Below are 17,193 nucleotides of genomic sequence, written 5' to 3' on the forward strand. Positions count from 1 at the left end.
GAGGATCCCGGACGTGGAAGAAATCATCGAACAACTGCGTGAAGCCAACGAACCGGTACCGGTCCCCTTGGAATTGCCTGACGAAGATCAGATTGTGGAAATCGAAGAGCAACTGTTCATCGACATCCCATTCGTCTTCAGAGAATTTTTGCTGACCGTCAGCGACGTGGTCTACGGCAGCCTGGAGCCGGTGACCGTCACCGATCCGCAGTCCCACACCTACCTGCCGGACGTTGCCGCCAACGCCTGGGACGCTGGCGTCGATCGCAGCCTGATTCCGATCTGCCAGGATGGCGACAACTACTACTGCGTAGAAGAAGACGGCACAGTGGTGTTGTGGCTGGCTGAAGAAGAGTTGCTCGCCGAAGAAACCTGGGAATCGGTATGGCACTGGGCGCGGGACGTCTGGCTGGAAAGCTGAGCCGTCTGCCCGGCTGTAATCAATGCCCGGCCGAATCGTTGTGATTGTCCAGCGTTTCCAGCAAGGCCACCTGCATTCGCGTATGCACACGGATGAGCCAGCGCCAGAGCAGCGCCGCCACCGCGGCCACTACTATGACAATCAGCACCAGCAACTTGTTGGTCGGCAGAATACTGGCCGACAAGGCTGCCAGCAGCAGGAAAATCACTAACAGCGAGAGGATCGGGATTACTTCGGCGATCACCCGACGCACTCGCTGTGTGTGGCGGCCGGCCATTTCCGGCTTTACACCCATCTCTGCCAGCAGCATCGACAGCGCTTTGAGCTTGCGATAGGCAGCGATCAGGAACGGCAGTGACAACAGCAACGCCCCACCCCAGATCAACGCTTTCTGCCAGCTCGGGTCGCTGATCCAGCCTTGCAGGTAAACGGACATGCGCTCGGCGAAGAACGCGCCCGAGAAAAAGATCGCAATCACCAACGCCAGATTGACCCCTACCTGCAACAGAATCCGCCGGATCATCGACGCCAACAGTGCGCCCTCGCCCTGAGGCTGAATGCTGCGCAGCCATTCGCCATACATCCCGAGCACACGGCCCAAACGCTGCGGCATCACTGCAGCAAGCTTGATCGAGAGCGGATCGGCCGCGCGGATCAGATACGGCGTCAACAGCGTGGTGATGACCGAAACGGCCACCGCCACCGGGTAGAGAAAGTGGCTGGTTACCTGCAGCGTCATGCCCAACGCCGCAATGATGAAAGAGAATTCGCCAATCTGTGAAAGCCCCATCCCCACGCGCAGTGAGGTGCGTCCATCATTACCAGCGATAAAAGCACCGAGGCCGCAGGACAACATCTTGCCCAGCACCACTGCCACGGTGATCACCGCGATCGGCCAGGCATATTGCAGCAGGATCATCGGGTCGAGCATCAGGCCGATGGCGACGAAGAAAATCGCACTGAACAGGTCGCGAACCGGCTCGATCAACTGCTCGATCTTCAGCAGTTGTCGCGATTCGGCCATGATCGCGCCGATCAGGAACGCGCCGAGGACCATGCTGTATTCAAGTTTGACCACCAACAGGCAGAAGCCGAAACACAGACCCAGCACAGTAATCAGCAGCATCTCGTTGCTGTCGAATTTGGCCACGTATGCCAGCAGTCGCGGCACCAGCAGAATGCCAATAACCAGTGCGACAATCATGAACAGTGACAGCTTGCCGACCGTGGAAAACACTTCGCCGGAACTGACGGTGCCGCTGACCGCGATACTCGATAGCAACGCGATGATGCCAATACCGAGGATGTCTTCGACGATCAGCACGCCGAAGATCAATTGGGCAAAACGTTCGTTCTTCATCTTCAGGTCGTTGAGTGCCTTGACGATGATGGTGGTCGAGGAAATCGCCAGGATCGCGCCGAGGAACAGCGAGTCCATGGTATTCCAGTCGAACCAGCGGCCGATTTCGTAGCCGATCCAGATCATCAGGACGATTTCCAGAAACGCTGCAATGAATGCCGTGGCGCCGACCTTGAACAGCTTGCGCAAGCTGAACTCCAGGCCCAGGCAGAACATCAGGAAAATCACCCCTAGCTCCGCGAGGGTCTTGATGGTGGCTTCATCGTGGATCAGGCTGAACGGCGGCGTGTGCGGGCCGATGATGAACCCGGCGACGATGTAGCCGAGCACCACCGGTTGTTTGAGGCGGTGAAAAAGCACGGTCACCACACCTGCGATCAACATGATCACTGCCAGATCCTGAATGAAACTGATGGCGTGCATGGCATGTGGCTCCTTGGGGTGGGCTTTTGAAGGGTAACATCGCGATCTCCGGCGGGAAGAAAGTGCAATATATGGAAACAGATCGATTTGGGCGTGACGGCGCGCCCCCGCCCGGCGTCCCGATAACTGTTAGATTGAAAAACCAAGCGCCCACAGAGGTGCAACTCAGAAATCCTGCCTTGAACCCGTGAGTACGTTATGGAACCCGGAAACGCCCAGCTGTCGATGACGGTATTGATGACCCCCGACATGGCCAACTTCTCTGGCAATGTCCACGGTGGCACCCTGCTCAAATACCTCGATGAAGTGGCGTACGCGTGCGCCAGCCGCTATGCAGGCCGCTATGTGGTGACCCTGTCAGTGGATCAGGTGATTTTCCGCGAACCGATTCACGTCGGTGAACTGGTGACCTTTCTGGCCTCGGTCAACTACACCGGCAACACCTCGATGGAGGTGGGCATCAAGGTCGTGACCGAGAACATCCGCGAGCGCTCGGTACGCCACACCAACAGCTGCTTCTTCACCATGGTCGCAGTAGATGATCAGCGCAAACCGGCCGCAGTCCCACCGCTGCAACCGCAGAACAGTGAAGACAAGCGTCGGTACATGCAGGCCCAGCAACGTCGACAGATTCGTCAGGAACTGGAAAAACGTTATCAGGACATCAAGGGCGACGCCTGAGGTGTTCAGTCAGTTTGACGGTGCTCACTAGATCGTCTTCGCGAGCAAGCCCGCTCCCACAATAGATCTTCAGTGCACACAGATTTCGTGTACGACAGAGAACCAGTGTGGGAGCGGGCTTGCTCGCGAATGGGGGCGACGCGAAGCTCAGAGGCTGATCGCTGTCGCCTCGAACCGCACCCGCGGATGGGCAATTCGGTCCTGCGCCCGCACCAGTTCCAGCTCATAGCTGGCGCAAGCCTGGGTTTCCAGCAGCACTTCATGCACCGCCGCCGCGGTGAATTCGAAGGCACTCAGCAGATTGTCACCCTGCAGCACGCGTGCCAGGAACAACCCGGCAGTCAGGTCGCCAACGCCCACCGGCTGACGCGGAAACGCCAGCAGCGGCCGACGCAGGTGCCAACTGCCTTCAGCGGTCACCAGCAACATCTCGAAGCCCTCCGCCAATTTGCCGGGATAGTCCAGATGCTTGACCAGCACCGCCTTCGGACCGCGCGCCAGCAGCGCTCGCGCCATGGCCAGGCAATCGAACAATGACTGCGCCTTGCGCCCCGAGAAGCTGTTCAGCTCCAACTGATTCGGGCACATGAAGTCGGCCACCGCTGCCGCCTCTTCCAACAGAAAATCGCTGACCTCGGCTGGAACGGTGCAGCCCTTCTCCGGATGGCCCATCACCGGGTCGCAGAGGTATACCGCTTTGGGATTGATCGATTTGATTCGTTCCACGCCCGCGAGAATCGCCCGGCCCTGGGCCGCGCTACCAAGGTAGCCAGACAACACGGCATCGCAATTGCCCAGCTCGCCAATCGCGGCGATCCCTTCCACCAATTCCGGAATCTGATGCGGAGCCAGCACTTCCCCGGCCCACTGGCCATATTGCGTATGGTTGGAGAACTGCACGGTATTGAGCGGCCACACGTTCACCCCGACCCGCTGCATCGGGAAAACCGCGGCGCTGTTGCCAGCGTGGCCGAACACCACGTGGGACTGGATGGCGAGCACATGGGGCGTACGTTTCATGCGGTGAGTTTTCCGTCAAACGATTGAAATTCGAGCCGCGCAGTATGCGACTAAACGCAGCCTGTACGACAGACCGACGACGCAGTTAAGCTGACGCTATCTTGTTGGAGCACCCTGTTGATGCTGACCCTCGGAAATATCCTCGTGTTGATGCTGCTCGCCACCGGTGGCGCGTGGTTGTGGCACAACCACGGCTTGCGCGAACGTGCGCTGGAGCGGGTCATGCAGCATTGCGCCAAGCTTCGGATCGAGCTGCTGGACGGCAACGTAGCCTTGAAGAAGATCGCTTTCATTAAAGACGCCAATGGCCGTCGGCGCCTGGCCCGTGTGTATAATTTCGAGTTCACCGTGACCGGCGAAACCCGCCACACCGGCACCATCACCCAGTTCGGCGCCCATAGCGCACAAATCGAGCTGGCGCCCTACCCGATGCCGTTCGACGACACACCGCCCGTGGCCGATATCGCGAAGCCCAGAGCCGAGGTGATTGAACTGAGTCAGTGGCGGCAAGAACACACGAAGTGGCGTCCATAAATCAAAAGATCGCAGCCTGCGGCAGCTCCTACATTGAGTTTTGCGTACACCCTGTAGGAGCTGCCGCAGGCTGCGATCTTTTGATCTTCAACCCGACAGACAGTCGGTCAGATCCCTTTGCAGCTCTTCAACAGCCTGCTGCTCACTGAAAATCAACTCAATACGCGAATCCCGACGCCATTCGCTGGGTTGCCAATCCAATAACGAGTTATCCAGCGCATTGGCCGACACCCACCCCTCGGCGCTGTGGATAACCAGCTTCGCCCGCCGCCATTCAAGGCGCTCAAGCCATTTTCCGATCAATACGGCATCGAATACCTGACGCGGATGCCATCGCCATCCAACACTCCAGCCACCCTCTTGCGCCTGACTCAAGCAAATCGGCAGGGCGGGGTCAGTCCAGATGGCTGGCATCTGCGCCAATCCCTTGGGCGCGACAACGTTATCCACACCCCCGACAGCCTGAGCCCCGAGCCCCGGCAACTCACTCAATGGCAAAACTGCTTGCTGCGTCCAGTACAAGGGAAGCATCGGCAACTGTGCGGCGATTCGTTGGCGATCGCTGTCGTTGAGGTTTTCTGTCTTGTTCAGCAATAGCAACCCGGCACTGTCCAAGGCTTGCTGTTGCGCCGCCGGTAACGGTTTTCCGGCCGCGAGCGCCTGAGCATCCAGCACCAGCACGCACGGCTGCACCGCCAGGACACCTTGCCACGGCGCCTCACTCAATTGCCTGAGCAACTGCGCCGGATGTCCCAGCCCGGAGGGTTCGATAAACAGTCGATCCGGTCGTGCCTTGCGCAGCAACCGCCCCAGGCCAATCTGAAACGGCGCACCATTGACGCAACACAAACAACCCCCGGCCACTTCCCCCAGTGCGATACCATCGGCATCCTGGGTCAACAGCGCGGCATCCAGACCGATCTGGCCGAACTCGTTGATCAAGACCGCCCAGCGCTCACCCGCGGGCCGTTGCGCCAGCAGGTGCTTGATCAGGCTGGTCTTGCCGGCACCTAGCGGGCCGGCAATGACGTGAGTGGGTATGTTCTGCAACATGGTCGAGATTTCTGAGGAGGTAAAGAATGCGGTTGATGGGATGGTCGTTGCTGCTGGCGCTCACGTCGGACGAAGCGCTGGCTCAGGCCTGCGTGGTACACAGCACGGCTGAGCGGCTCGACGTGAAGGTCTGCCAGCAAAACCGCAACATCCCGGAAAAACTGTTCGCCGACGGATTCTGCCAGCCGAATTTACCCGGGCAGAAAGTCGAGGTGCAATACGTCGACCAATGCCCCACCGGCGCGTTCGGGGTGTGCAGCAACGCTCAAGTCGCCAATATGCCTTACCGGCAGGATATTCACTATTACGGCGTGGCTACCGATGCGGCATATTTGAAGCCGTTTTGCGAAACCCAGAGCCAGGGAACCTGGCTCAAACCTTGAGCGGCTAGCTCAGCCAGTCAAGGGTCAGGATCAAACGACGCTCGCCTGGCGCCGGTTGCGGCGAGCGGTGGATCAAACCGAAGCCTTCGTTGCCGTGCCACTTCTCCCCTTTAAGCAACGCCACTTCGCCACTGGTGATTTGCTGGATCAGCGAATTGTCCTGCGGTTCGGCCTCAGGTTTGCCCAATTGCCGGCGATCCATCGCCCCTTCTTTGAGCCATTGGCTGCCGATACCTGCGTAGGTGGTGATCAACCGCACCGGCACATGATCGACGTGGAAACGCGGGCACATGGCTGTGTCCAGAACCCGCAGGCGCAGGCCGATACGCTGGGCGCCCAACAGGCAGGCGAAGGCACTGACCAGCCAGGAAACATCGGCGATAAAGCCTTCGTAGCCTTCCAGATCGCTGAAGCCTGAGGCTAAACCGTGGAGATTGGGATCGGCGTCCTCGCCGGGCATTTCCAGGGACAATGACTCGGCCAGCGGCTCGTTCAGAGACAACAACAAGCGACCGAAATCGGCAATGTGCGCCGGGAGTTGGCGTTGCCAGAGGGCCAGGTTTACGCCGTCGTCCAGAATTCCGGTCAGTGCTTTTGGCGTATCACCTTGAACCTGACGAATGACCGGGCGCAGCTTAAGACTGGGCGCCAACATCAGGCGGCCGCCTCTTCGTGCCAAGGACCGAACGGATCGGGCAGTAACTGCCAACCCTCGATGCCCAAGGCCATTTCATCGTCCGTCAGCAGGCAGTTATCGAGTTCGGCGGCGAGTTGCGCAAAGTCAATGTTCTGGCCGATAAACACCAGTTCCTGACGGCAATCACCGGTGGCGGTCGTCCAGTTTTCCATGATCCCGGCGGTGCTTTCTTCGTCTTGCGGCCACTGGTTTTTCGGCACGAACCGCCACCAGCGCCCGGCAAAACCGTGGCGCATCAAGCCGCCGGCCTGGGACCAACTACCTGCATCCATGTGTTTGCTGGCCAGCCAGAAAAAGCCTTTGGAACGCAGTAATTTGCCGTTCACCCACGGACGGTCGATGAAGCTGAAGAAGCGTTGTGGATGAAACGGTCGCCGCGCCCGGTAGGCCGTTGAGGCGATACCGTATGCCTCGGTTTCCGGCACGTGTTCTCCGCGCAGTTCCTGTAACCATCCCGGCGCCTGAGCAGCCTTTTCGAAGTCGAAGCGCCCGGTGTTGAGGATTTTCTTGAGCGGCACTTCGCCCATGACCATCGGAATGATTTCGGCCTGGGAATTGAGCCGTTCAAGGATCGCGATCAACTCTTGGCGCTCACTGCTGCCGATCAAATCGATCTTGCTGATCAGAATCACGTCGGCGAATTCGATCTGCTCGATCAACAGGTCGGTGATCGAGCGTTCGTCCTCCTCGCCCAGGGTTTCGCCACGGGAAGCGAGGCTTTCGGCAGCCTGATAGTCGAGCAGGAAGTTCATGCCGTCGACCACGGTGACCATGGTGTCGAGCCGCGCGATGTCCGCCAGGCTCTGCCCTTCCTCATCGCGAAACGTGAAGGTTTCTGCCACGGGCAGAGGCTCGGAAATGCCCGTGGACTCGATCAACAGGTAGTCGAAACGACCGTCCTTGGCGAGTTTGCTGACTTCTTCGAGCAAGTCTTCCCGCAAGGTGCAGCAGATGCAGCCGTTACTCATTTCCACGAGTTTTTCTTCGGCACGGTTCAGGCTGACATCGCGCTGAACTTCGCTGCCATCAATGTTGATCTCACTCATGTCATTGACGATCACCGCGACCCGCAAATTCTCGCGATTACGTAATACGTAATTAAGAAGTGTACTTTTTCCGGCGCCGAGAAAGCCCGACAGGACGGTCACGGGGAGACGATTGGGCATCAGGTATTCCTCATCAGGATGTGGCCGGCCAAATCGCCCTTTGATGGCGTTCGCGCAGCTCTTCATGTTCTTTGGCTTCGATACACAGAGTGGCGGTGGGTCGCAGCAGCAGGCGCTTGAGACCGATCGCTTCACCGGTTTCGCGACACCAGCCGTACTCATCGCGAGCCAGGTGTTCGAGGGCTTCGTCAATCTTGTCCAGGAGCTTCTTTTCCCGCTCCAGCAGGCGCAGCTGCCACTGGCGTTGTTCTTCGGCGCTGCCGATATCGGCGGGATCGCTATGGGGTTCCTGCTCGCGTAACGCGTCAAACTCGCCGGCAATGCGCTCCTGCAGCTCGCTGCGCTGCGCCAGCAACAGCTCGCGAAAGAAGCCTTGCTGGGCGTCGCTCATGTAATCGGCGGCGGGTTGAGCGAGGAGTTCTTGTTCAGTCATGGCGATGGATCATCAGAGCGGGTGTATTTTTATGTTATAGTATAACAACACAAATAAGCCACTCCCCTCTTGTTACTCACGACAAAGGGCACGATGCTTTAAACCGTCCGCCCCTTTGAGAAATGCCATGGGAAACACCCTGAGATTCTCGCTATTGGGCCTTTCGTTGCTGATCGCGGTCGATGCCTGGGGACAAGTCCCGAACCTGGCCAACTGCACGCGCAGCGCCAATCTGCTGGCCTGCGTGGATGCCGATGGCAATGCCTACAGCGTTAACACCGTCGGTAGCACGATCTATTTGCGCGGCTTCGAGGTGGCCGACAGACGCTATTGGGCGCAAACCAATAGCCGTTACGGGCAATTGACGTTCTTCACTGGCATCGCGTCCGATGGCGAAGCCTGGGTCGGCTACAACCGCCGGGTTGGCTGGACAACCATCAATCGGTTTTCCAGTTCCGGCGGCAGCAGCGGCAAGTTCACGTGTAGCCGGATGACCGGCTGCTAGGCCTCGGGGCCGTCCGAGTGAGACGCGGCACCGCGTCTGCATGAGCAACTGACGTCTGTGCAGGGTGAAAGCCCGTTCACGAAAAAGGCATCGTCGATTTTATTGTTATAATATAACATGCCAAATCAACTCCCACGATGGACCTGCTCATGAATGCGCTGACTCTGCCGGATATCGCCGCGCAGGCTTCACGCCAAGCCCTGCCACTCGATTGGGTGGGCATGTGCGGCATTGCTCTTCCTGTTTTATTCGACGGCCAGCGACTGAGCGCAAAGGTCGATGCCGGCGTTAGCCTTGACGATGGAGAGGCGCGCGGCATCCATATGTCGCGTCTGTATCTGGCGTTGGAAATGCTTGAGCAGGAAAACCTTTCACCGACGTTGTTGCGACGAGTCTTGCAGAATTTTCTCGAAACCCATGAAGGACTTTCCCACAACGCCTACCTAAAAATTCACACCGAACTATTGCTCAAAAGACCCGCGCTCATCAGTCCGCTAGCCGGTTGGAAAACTTATCCGGTGAGCATCGAAGTCAGTTTGAAAAACACGATGTTCCACGTGGAACTAAAAATCGACGTTGCTTATTCCTCAACCTGCCCGTGCTCAGCGGCACTTTCGCGGCAGTTGATTCAACAACAATTCGTGGATGACTTTGCCAATAAGTCGCTGCAACACGCCGACGTTCTGGCTTGGCTCGGTTCCACGAAAGGCATCGTCGCCACGCCGCATAGCCAACGCAGCAATGCGCAATTGCAGTTGCGTCTGGACGATCATTTGGATGATCTGCCGCTGATCGCCGCGATCAACGATGCGGAAGCGGCCCTCGGCACCGCAGTGCAAACCGCCGTAAAACGCGCTGATGAACAAGCCTTCGCCCTCGCCAATGGACAGAACCTGATGTTCTGCGAAGACGCCGCTCGACGCTTGAATCTGGCCCTGAAACGCTCCCTGGGCATCAACGCCTTTCATGTGCGAGTCGTTCACGCGGAAAGTCTTCATGCCCACGATGCTGTCGCTGAAAGTCGCTGGAATTGGGAGGCAGCATGATCCAATGCCAAGCCTTGCGCTGGGGCGCTCCCGGTCACCCGCTCACTCCGTCGGTGGATTTCCAGTTACCTAAAGGAAGTCTGACCGCTGTCATCGGTGCCAACGGTTCGGGTAAAAGTAGCCTGCTGAAAGTCATCGCCGGTCTGCAAAAGCCACTGGCTGGAAAAGTCATCATTGATGTTCCACGCAAAGGCGGCCTTTCGTTCCTCCCTCAGCAGCAACATCTGGACCGGCAATTCCCCATCAGCCTGCAAGAGTTGGTGGCCGCAGGTTTCTGGGGCACCAAACAAGCTCCGGAAATTCGCAGCCAGCAACTCAAGTCTGCGCTGGAAGACTGGTGCCTGACCGGCCTGGAACATCGCCCATTGATGGCCCTCTCCGGAGGCGAACTGCAACGTGCGCTGCTCGCCCGGTTGAGTCTCGCCGAAGCCCCTTTGCTGCTGCTCGACGAGCCCCACGCCGCACTCGATGAACTCGGCCAGGTGCTGCTCTGGAAACACATCCACGCCTGGCATGCCGAAGGCCGAACGCTGGTGGTGGTGTGTCATGACCTGGCCGCCGTGCGCCAACACATCCCACAAGCCCTATTGATCAAAAGCAGTGGCTGCGTGCTCGGCCTCAGTACCGATCTGATTCACCAACAACCCCAGACGCAGGTGGCTTGATGATCGCTGCCGCTCAGCTCTGGCAACCGTTCCACGAATTCGTATTCATGCGCCGGGCGTTGCTCGGTGGTCTGGTTCTGGCGTGCAGCACCGCTCCGCTTGGGGTGTTTCTGATCCTGCGGCGCATGAGCCTGATCGGCGATGCAGTGGCTCACGGCATCTTGCCGGGCGCCGCATTGGGCTTCTGGTTTGCCGGGTTGAGTCTGCCCGCACTGACCATTGGTGGCCTCGGCGCTGGTCTGAGCATGGCCGGACTGGCTGCCTGGATCACCCGCCGCACAGGCCTGCGGGAAGACGCGAGCCTGGCCGCGATCTATCCAATATCGCTGGCCAGCGGCGTGCTGATCCTCGGCATCGCTGGCAAGCGACTGGACTTGCTGCACCTGTTATTTGGTTCGGCGCTCGCGGTCGACGGGCCGACGTTGGCCGGCATGATCTGGATCTCGAGCTTAAGCCTGATCGCCATGGCTCTCATCTACAAACCCCTGTTGCTGGACACCCTCGACCCGCTCTTTCTGCAAACCGTCAGTCGCCTCGGACCACTGGCTCACGGGGTATTTCTGATGCTGGTGGTGCTGAACCTGGTGATCGGGTTCCAGGCTATCGGCGCTCTGATGGTGGTCGGTTTGATGATGTTGCCGGCCGCTGCTTCTCGCTTCTGGAGTCGTCGCTTGCCGGTACTGATCGCCATCGCCGCGCTGTTCGGTTGCCTCTCGGTCTGGCTCGGATTGTTGCTGTCGTTTTACTACTCACTGCCCAGTGGCCCGGCGATCGTGTTGGTGGCTGGCGGTTTGTATTTGCTGTCCGTGGTGTTCGGTCCGGTGCACGGTTTGCTGCGCCACCCGCCTTTGCTCACATCCCAATGAGGTGTTGCCCGATGCGCGCTTTACTCGTGCTGTTTAGTCTGACGCTGTCGATGTCGCTATCTGCCGCAGAAAAACTCCAAGTCGTCACCAGCTTCAGCATCCTCGCCGACATGACCCATCAGGTCGGCGGCGATCATATCCAGATCACCAATGTGGTCGGGCCGGACGCCGATGCCCATACCTACGAGCCGACCCCGGACGATGCCAAAGCATTGCTCAAAGCCAAATTGATCATCAAGAACGGGCTAGGTTTCGAGCCATGGCTGGACCGTCTGGTGACCAGCACCGAGACCAAAGCTGCGGTCATCAGCGCCAGTCACGGTGTCATTCCACGCTCGCTGGATGAAGATGGCGAAACCATTCCCGATCCACACGCCTGGCACAACCTGGCAAACAGCGAGCTGTACATCAGCAACATCACCAAAGCGCTGATCGCCGCCGACCCTGCCAACAGAACCGACTACGAACACAACAGCCAGGCCTACCTGAAAAAGATCTACACCTTGCTCGCCGAGGCCAAAGCCAAGCTCGGTGCGCTGCCGCCGGGTAATCGCAAAATCGTGACCTCCCATGACGCCTTCGGCTATCTCGGTCAGGCTTACGGCATCGACTTCATGGCGCCACAAGGCCTGTCCACCGAACGTGAACCGTCGGCCGCGGAAGTCGCTGCGCTGATCACCCAGATCCGTCAGGCCAAGGTCAAAGCGGTGTTCATGGAAAACATCAAGGACGCACGCCTGCTCAAGCAAATCGCCGATGAAAGCGGCGCGCATATCGGCGGCACGCTGTACTCCGACGCTCTCGCGGCAACAGGCCCGGCGAGCACGTTCGCCGGGTTGTTCGAATACAACCTCAACACGTTGTATGAGGCGTTGAACAAGCCATGATCCGCAAAAATCCTTCCGGCGATCTGCCGCTGATTGCGGAGTCTGCGTACGTGGATAAAACCGCCATCATCTGCGGCAAAGTGATAATCGGCGAGAACGTGTTCGTCGGTCCCTACGCGGTGATTCGCGCCGATGAAGTGGATGACTCGGGCAAGATGGAGGCGATCACCATCGGCGCCAATTCGAACATCCAGGACGGCGTGGTGATTCACTCCAAGTCGGGGGCGGCGGTGACCATTGGCGAGTTCAGCTCCATCGCCCACCGCTCCATCGTGCATGGCCCCTGCACCGTTGGTAATCGCGTGTTCATCGGGTTCAACAGCGTGCTGTTCAACTGCGCGGTGGGCGACGGTTGCGTGGTGCGGCACAACTCGGTGGTCGATGGTCGTGACTTGCCTGAAGACTTCTACGTGCCCTCCACCACGCGCATCGGGCCCAACACTGACCTGTCGCAGTTCCCGCCGGTGAGCGTCAGTGCCTCGGAGTTTTCCGAGGACGTGGCGCGCACCAACGTTGATTTGGTGCGGGGCTACAAAGCCCTGCAAAACGAGTTCTGACCATGAGCAGTGTGCTGATTCGCAATGCTCGGCTGGAAAGTCACGGTCGCATCGTCAAGATCGCCTGCGGTATCGAAGGTGAAACGGCCGCCGTAGAAATCAGGTTGAACTTTTTGCATTTGACCACTGGCAGGGTTTAGCCCTACGGTTTATGCGCTAGCACGCGTTATCGAAAACATTCGAGAACACGATCATGATCCACATCACCCTGTCCGATGGTTCATTGCGTGAATACGATCAGCCGCTGTCTGTGTATGAAGTCGCTGCGAGTATCAGTCTCGGGTTGGCCAACGCGGCGGTGGCTGGTCGGGTCGACGGCGTGTTGGTGGACTGTGGATTCCTGATCGAGGGCGATGCCCGAGTCAATATCGTCACGCCTCAGGAGCCCGATGGGCTGGAGATCCTTCGCCGTTCCTGCGCGCTGATGCTGGCCATGGCCGTCAAACAGCTCCATCCGAATACGCAGTTGCGAGCCGGATCGTCGCTGGGTGATGGTTTCTTTTATGAGTTTGCTTTCCGGCCCCCTTTAACGTTGACCGAGCTGCCCCTGATTGAAGCGCGCATGCGGGCATTGGCGGCGACCAACCATTCGATCCGCCGGGAAACAGCTTCCCGGGCGACGCCAACTGAACGGTTATCGCTGTATCGCTTGGGGGATTTTGAAAGTTTTGCTGCAGGTCCGCATGTTCCCACCACCAAAGTGTTGCAGGCCTTCGCGCTGGATCATATTGGCGGCACCTCTGAGCAACGGATCTACGGCACGTGCTGGTCCAGTCAACAGGAACTGGACACCTGGCGAGCGCCGTCGCAGGTGATGGTCGTGAACATCGATGAACGGCAGAGCGCTTATGCGCACTCGGTGACCGAGACACTGCGCCGTCGCGGATTGCGCGCCAACTCGGACCTGCGTAACGAGAAAATCAGCCACAAGATTCGCCAGCACAGCCAGAAAGTGCCGTATCTGTTGGTAGTGGGAGAAAAGGAAAAGGAAGGTGGGTTTGTCAGTATGCGCAGCGGCAGCGGAGAGGACTTCGGGGAGAAAGGGATTGAGGCGGTGTGTGAATTGTTGAATCCGCCCAGGATTCAAGGTGACTAAACGGACGTCATCGCGGGCAAGCCCGCTCCCACAGGGATCGCGTATGACCTTGTGGGAGCGGGCTTGCCCGCGATGCTTTTAGGCTCTTGGCTTCACTGTGCCGCAATCCTGGCCCAACCACACAGCGCGAGTATCGAGGCTACCCTTCTGCTGAATGCCGGTGGCGTTGAAGGTGCCGTTGACCTTGGTAGTGAACTCACGATCGCTGAGGAATGTGGCGACACCCGCACCTTGCGCTTTCGGACAGCTGAAACGGAATTTCCACTGGTTGCCGGTACGCTCGGTGATTTCCTGCTTGCAGCCCGATTGGGGGTCCGTCAGCGGAATGTTGTTGGTCTTCACCTGTTCCGGTGTCAGGCACGCCCGAATCCCCTTACCGCCCATGGTGATGCCCTGCTTTTCCAGCTGCGCACGCTGTTCAGGAGTCATCTGACTCTGTATCTGGCCCAGGATCAGTTGCAGATCGGGCAGGTTCTGGTCATCGACCTTCATGTTGCTTGAAGTCATTTCCCACAAGCCTGGTTGCAACATCTGCGCCTGAGCAGCCACAGGCAGTGTCAAACCAAACGCGATGGCCAAACCCAGCAGACGAACGTTCATCGAGTAACTCCTGATCATTAGTGGCCGTTAGACGTCAGCCACGGGCTTCGGTTCATGGGCCAATTAAATAGCGACATTCTGCCCGGAACATGGTCTGTTAAGCATTGAATCTTCAGGAGCAAGGCTGCCCCATGGATTACTTTGGACCGCATGTTTTCGGTTACCTCATCGCTCTGCTGCACGCGCTGGGCTCGATCGCCGCCATCCATGCCGTATTGACCGTTCGGACCGCCCAAGGCTCGATCGCCTGGGCTCTGTCACTGGTGTTCATCCCCTACCTCACGCTTATCCCTTATCTGGTCTTTGGCCGCAGCACCTTCGATGGCTACATCAAGGCTCGACGGCAAGCCAACGAGGAAATGCGCAAGGCAATCTCCGAGCTGAACTGGCGCCCATGGGTAGAAGAGGCGCTGGCTGCTCGTGCCTCCAGCGCCTATGCGTCGTTGAGGGCCATGCCGAAACTTGGGCGCATGCCGTGTCTGGCGAATAATGAAGTACACCTATTGATTGATGGCCAAGCCACCTTCGATGCGATTTTCGACGCCATCAGTAACGCCCGGCAAGCGGTGTTGATCCAGTTCTTCATCATCCACGACGATCGCCTCGGCCAACGCCTGCACACCTTGCTGACCAAGAAAGCAGCCGAAGGGGTGGCGATTTACTTGCTCTACGACCGCATCGGCAGCCACTCCCTGCCTCATGGTTATGTACAACCGTTGCGCGATGCCGGTATCGAGGTCAAAGCCTTCGCCACCCGCAGCGGCTGGCTCAACCGCTTTCAGGTCAATTTCCGCAACCACCGCAAAATCGTCGTGGTCGACGGGATTGTCGGTTTTGTCGGCGGGCTCAACGTCGGCGACGAATACATGGGCGAAAAACCGCCCCTGGCGCCATGGCGTGACACCCACGTGCAAGTACGTGGGCCCGTGGTGGCCTGCATGCAGGAGTCCTTCGCCGAAGACTGGTTCTGGGCGGCCCGTTCGCTTCCACCCTTGATCCTGCCGGAGGTTTATCCAGATGACGGCGTGCTCTGCCAATTGCTGGCCACGGGCCCTGCGGATTCCTACGAAACCTGTTCACTATTCTTCGTCGAAGCCATCCATGCGGCGACGGAACGTGTGTGGATCACCACCCCTTACTTCATCCCCGACGAAGCGGTATTCGCCGCGTTACGACTGGCAGTATTGCGTGGTGTGGATGTACGGATTCTGTTGCCGTCACGAGCGGATCACCGGATCGTCTACGCCGCATCCAGCCTTTATGCCTTCGAAGCAGTACGTGCGGGCGTGCGTTTGTACCGTTACCAGCCGGGGTTCATGCATCAGAAAGTGGTGCTGATCGACAGCGAAATCAGCGCCATTGGCAGCGCGAACATGGACAACCGTTCGTTTCGGCTGAATTTCGAAGTGATGCTGCTGACGGTCGACAGTGCGTTTGCTGGCGAAGTGGAACAAATGCTCAACGATGATTTCGCCCAGGCTCACGAAATCGCCAAAGAAGAAAGCCGGGAGACCCACCGTCTGCAACAGATCGGCATGCGGATCGCCCGGCTTATTTCACCGATTCTTTAAGGGTTGTAAATGTCGTCGCGGGTCCAGGGCAGTTCATGGCTGCCATCGGGATGGGTTTTCACCGCGAGAATTTGATGCAGGTTGATCCAGCCTCTGGCAAAGGCATAGGCGCACCCTGCCAGGTACAACCGCCAGATCCGTAAAGCCTGTTCTGGCACCAGCTTGCTGGCGGCTTCCAGATTGTCTTCCAGGCGTTCGCTCCAATGATCCAGGGTTCGCGCGTAATGCAGGCGCAGGCTCTCGACATCGACGATTTCCAGCCCCGCTTCGCTGATCTCGGCGGAGATCATCGCCAAGTGCGGCAGCTCGCCGTTGGGGAATACGTACTTCTCAATGAACTCACCGGCGCCGCGTCCAACCGGCCGGCCGTCGGTGTGCTTGGCGGTGATCCCGTGATTCATTACCAGGCCGCCCTCTTTCACCGCTCCGAACAGGATTTTGCAGTACTCGGCCAGATTGGCGTGGCCGACGTGTTCGAACATACCAACGCTGACCACCTTGTCGAAGCGACCGTCCTGCGGCAGATCGCGGTAGTCGAGCAGTTGTAATTCGATCTGATCCTCCAGACCTTCGGCGTTCACCCGTTCGCGAGCCAGTGCCAATTGCTCTTTACTCAGCGTGATTCCGAACACCTTCGCGCCGAACTCCCGAGCCGCATACCGCGCCAACCCGCCCCAGCCGCAACCGACATCCAGCAGATATTCGCCTGGCTGCAAGCGCAACTTGCGGCACAGGTGGCGAAACTTGGCTTGTTGGGCTTGCTCGAGGGTTTCACTGCCGGTCTCGAAGTAGGCGCAGGAATACGCCATGTCACTGTCGAGCCACAATTGATAAAACGCGTTGGAAAGGTCGTAGTGGTAGGAGATGGCCTGGGCGTCGGTCTCCTTGTCATGGACGGTGCGCACAGGCTGATTGCCTTCCTCACCGTTCAACAACGCCTGGCTCCATTCATCGCAAACACGAATCACGTCGCTGATGGAGCCTTCCAGCTCCAGCTTCCCCTCGACGAACGCCGCCCCCAACGCGTCGAGGCTGGGATGGGTGAATTGGGTAACCATGTGGGGGTCCTTGACCACAATGGTGACGCTGGGCGTCGGCCCCAGATTGAATTCATGACCGTCCCAGAGTCGCAAGCGAAGCGGTAATTGCAGATTCTGTAAGGCCGGTGGAAGTTGCGCGAGCATGAAAAGTCCCCCTTGTTTCAGACGTCAAATCTGAGGGTAGACCAT

20 protein-coding genes and 1 pseudogene are annotated in these 17,193 nt (G+C 58.5%); 13 read left to right on the forward strand and 8 right to left on the reverse strand.

Annotated elements, in window-relative coordinates:
• Window positions 1-13: 13 nt before the first annotated feature.
• The gene (locus tag ABH909_RS03270; protein ID WP_007896531.1) at window positions 14-421 is read left to right on the forward strand and encodes an SMI1/KNR4 family protein; all 408 of its coding nucleotides are present in this window, start codon (window positions 14-16) and stop codon (window positions 419-421) included.
• 19 nt (window positions 422-440) lie between these two features.
• Here ABH909_RS03270 and ABH909_RS03275 read toward each other — a convergent pair whose 3' ends face one another.
• Window positions 441-2,204 carry a cation:proton antiporter gene (locus tag ABH909_RS03275; RefSeq protein WP_429430472.1) on the reverse strand — a complete coding sequence of 588 codons (1,764 nt, stop codon included), beginning with the start codon at window positions 2,202-2,204 and terminating at the stop codon, window positions 441-443.
• Between the two features lie 198 nt (window positions 2,205-2,402).
• On the opposite strand from ABH909_RS03275, the gene ABH909_RS03280 reads away from it, so the two are divergent.
• Window positions 2,403-2,885: an acyl-CoA thioesterase gene (locus ABH909_RS03280; RefSeq protein WP_007896533.1), complete on the forward strand. Its 483-nt coding sequence runs from the start codon at window positions 2,403-2,405 to the stop codon at window positions 2,883-2,885.
• Window positions 2,886-3,032: 147 nt separating this feature from the next.
• Here ABH909_RS03280 and pdxY read toward each other — a convergent pair whose 3' ends face one another.
• Window positions 3,033-3,905: a pyridoxal kinase PdxY gene (gene pdxY, locus ABH909_RS03285; RefSeq protein WP_429430474.1), complete on the reverse strand. Its 873-nt coding sequence runs from the start codon at window positions 3,903-3,905 to the stop codon at window positions 3,033-3,035.
• Between the two features lie 120 nt (window positions 3,906-4,025).
• Between pdxY and ABH909_RS03290 the strand changes: the two genes are divergently transcribed.
• A complete protein-coding gene (locus tag ABH909_RS03290) occupies window positions 4,026-4,439 on the forward strand; it encodes a DUF3301 domain-containing protein (protein WP_429430476.1) in 414 nt (137 codons plus the stop codon).
• Window positions 4,440-4,526: 87 nt separating this feature from the next.
• Here the strand turns inward: ABH909_RS03290 and ABH909_RS03295 are convergent, their stop codons facing one another.
• On the reverse strand, window positions 4,527-5,492 hold the full coding sequence (locus tag ABH909_RS03295) for a CobW family GTP-binding protein (RefSeq protein WP_429430478.1): 966 nt from the start codon (window positions 5,490-5,492) through the stop codon (window positions 4,527-4,529).
• Between the two features lie 26 nt (window positions 5,493-5,518).
• On the opposite strand from ABH909_RS03295, the gene ABH909_RS03300 reads away from it, so the two are divergent.
• On the forward strand, window positions 5,519-5,875 hold the full coding sequence (locus tag ABH909_RS03300) for an NADH:ubiquinone oxidoreductase (protein ID WP_429430479.1): 357 nt from the start codon (window positions 5,519-5,521) through the stop codon (window positions 5,873-5,875).
• Window positions 5,876-5,879: 4 nt separating this feature from the next.
• On the opposite strand, the gene ABH909_RS03305 is transcribed toward ABH909_RS03300, so the two are convergent.
• From ABH909_RS03305 to dksA, 3 genes are read right to left on the reverse strand one after another with little or no spacing between them, the layout of a single operon-like run.
• Window positions 5,880-6,530: a DUF1826 domain-containing protein gene (locus ABH909_RS03305; RefSeq protein ID WP_429430481.1), complete on the reverse strand. Its 651-nt coding sequence runs from the start codon at window positions 6,528-6,530 to the stop codon at window positions 5,880-5,882.
• Window positions 6,530-7,738: a zinc metallochaperone GTPase ZigA gene (gene zigA, locus ABH909_RS03310; protein ID WP_429430483.1), complete on the reverse strand. Its 1,209-nt coding sequence runs from the start codon at window positions 7,736-7,738 to the stop codon at window positions 6,530-6,532. Before zigA ends, ABH909_RS03305 begins: the two co-directional genes overlap by 1 nt.
• A 13-nt stretch (window positions 7,739-7,751) precedes the next feature.
• Window positions 7,752-8,171, reverse strand: a complete 420-nt coding sequence (gene dksA, locus ABH909_RS03315) for an RNA polymerase-binding protein DksA (RefSeq protein ID WP_429430485.1) — start codon at window positions 8,169-8,171, stop codon at window positions 7,752-7,754.
• 127 nt (window positions 8,172-8,298) lie between these two features.
• Here dksA and ABH909_RS03320 point away from each other — a divergent pair, with 127 nt between their 5' ends.
• The 8 genes and pseudogenes from ABH909_RS03320 (at window position 8,299) to ABH909_RS03355 (ending at window position 13,793) form a co-directional block, all read left to right on the forward strand.
• Window positions 8,299-8,676, forward strand: a complete 378-nt coding sequence (locus ABH909_RS03320; protein ID WP_429430487.1) for a glutamine synthetase — start codon at window positions 8,299-8,301, stop codon at window positions 8,674-8,676.
• A gap of 149 nt (window positions 8,677-8,825) precedes the next feature.
• Window positions 8,826-9,722, forward strand: a complete 897-nt coding sequence (gene folE2 / locus ABH909_RS03325; protein ID WP_429430489.1) for a GTP cyclohydrolase FolE2 — start codon at window positions 8,826-8,828, stop codon at window positions 9,720-9,722.
• A complete protein-coding gene (locus tag ABH909_RS03330) occupies window positions 9,719-10,387 on the forward strand; it encodes a metal ABC transporter ATP-binding protein (protein WP_429430491.1) in 669 nt (222 codons plus the stop codon). The genes folE2 and ABH909_RS03330 overlap by 4 nt, the downstream gene beginning before the upstream one ends.
• Window positions 10,387-11,253, forward strand: coding sequence for a metal ABC transporter permease (locus tag ABH909_RS03335; protein ID WP_429430493.1), 867 nt, complete (start codon window positions 10,387-10,389; stop codon window positions 11,251-11,253). Before ABH909_RS03330 ends, ABH909_RS03335 begins: the two co-directional genes overlap by 1 nt.
• Before the next feature lie 11 nt (window positions 11,254-11,264).
• Window positions 11,265-12,140: a metal ABC transporter substrate-binding protein gene (locus ABH909_RS03340; protein WP_429430495.1), complete on the forward strand. Its 876-nt coding sequence runs from the start codon at window positions 11,265-11,267 to the stop codon at window positions 12,138-12,140.
• On the forward strand, window positions 12,137-12,697 hold the full coding sequence (locus tag ABH909_RS03345) for a carbonate dehydratase (RefSeq protein WP_429430497.1): 561 nt from the start codon (window positions 12,137-12,139) through the stop codon (window positions 12,695-12,697). The genes ABH909_RS03340 and ABH909_RS03345 overlap by 4 nt, the downstream gene beginning before the upstream one ends.
• Window positions 12,698-12,699: 2 nt before the next feature.
• Window positions 12,700-12,834, forward strand: a pseudogene (locus ABH909_RS03350) (dihydroorotase); the annotation flags it as partial.
• A 56-nt stretch (window positions 12,835-12,890) separates the two neighbouring features.
• Window positions 12,891-13,793, forward strand: a complete 903-nt coding sequence (locus ABH909_RS03355; RefSeq protein WP_429430499.1) for a His/Gly/Thr/Pro-type tRNA ligase C-terminal domain-containing protein — start codon at window positions 12,891-12,893, stop codon at window positions 13,791-13,793.
• A 78-nt stretch (window positions 13,794-13,871) separates the two neighbouring features.
• Here the strand turns inward: ABH909_RS03355 and ABH909_RS03360 are convergent, their stop codons facing one another.
• Complete coding sequence (locus tag ABH909_RS03360) at window positions 13,872-14,393, reverse strand: DUF3617 domain-containing protein (protein WP_429430501.1); 522 nt, start codon at window positions 14,391-14,393, stop codon at window positions 13,872-13,874.
• Window positions 14,394-14,524: 131 nt separating this feature from the next.
• On the opposite strand from ABH909_RS03360, the gene cls reads away from it, so the two are divergent.
• The gene (gene cls / locus ABH909_RS03365) at window positions 14,525-15,964 is read left to right on the forward strand and encodes a cardiolipin synthase (RefSeq protein ID WP_429430503.1); all 1,440 of its coding nucleotides are present in this window, start codon (window positions 14,525-14,527) and stop codon (window positions 15,962-15,964) included.
• On the opposite strand, the gene cfaB is transcribed toward cls, so the two are convergent.
• Complete coding sequence (gene cfaB / locus ABH909_RS03370) at window positions 15,961-17,148, reverse strand: C17 cyclopropane fatty acid synthase CfaB (RefSeq protein WP_429430505.1); 1,188 nt, start codon at window positions 17,146-17,148, stop codon at window positions 15,961-15,963. The two genes, cls and cfaB, sit on opposite strands and share 4 nt — an antisense overlap.
• Between the last annotated feature and the right edge of the window lie 45 nt (window positions 17,149-17,193).

The organism is Pseudomonas sp. BS3782 TE3695 (genome assembly GCF_050435305.1).
Lineage (GTDB): Bacteria > Pseudomonadota > Gammaproteobacteria > Pseudomonadales > Pseudomonadaceae > Aquipseudomonas.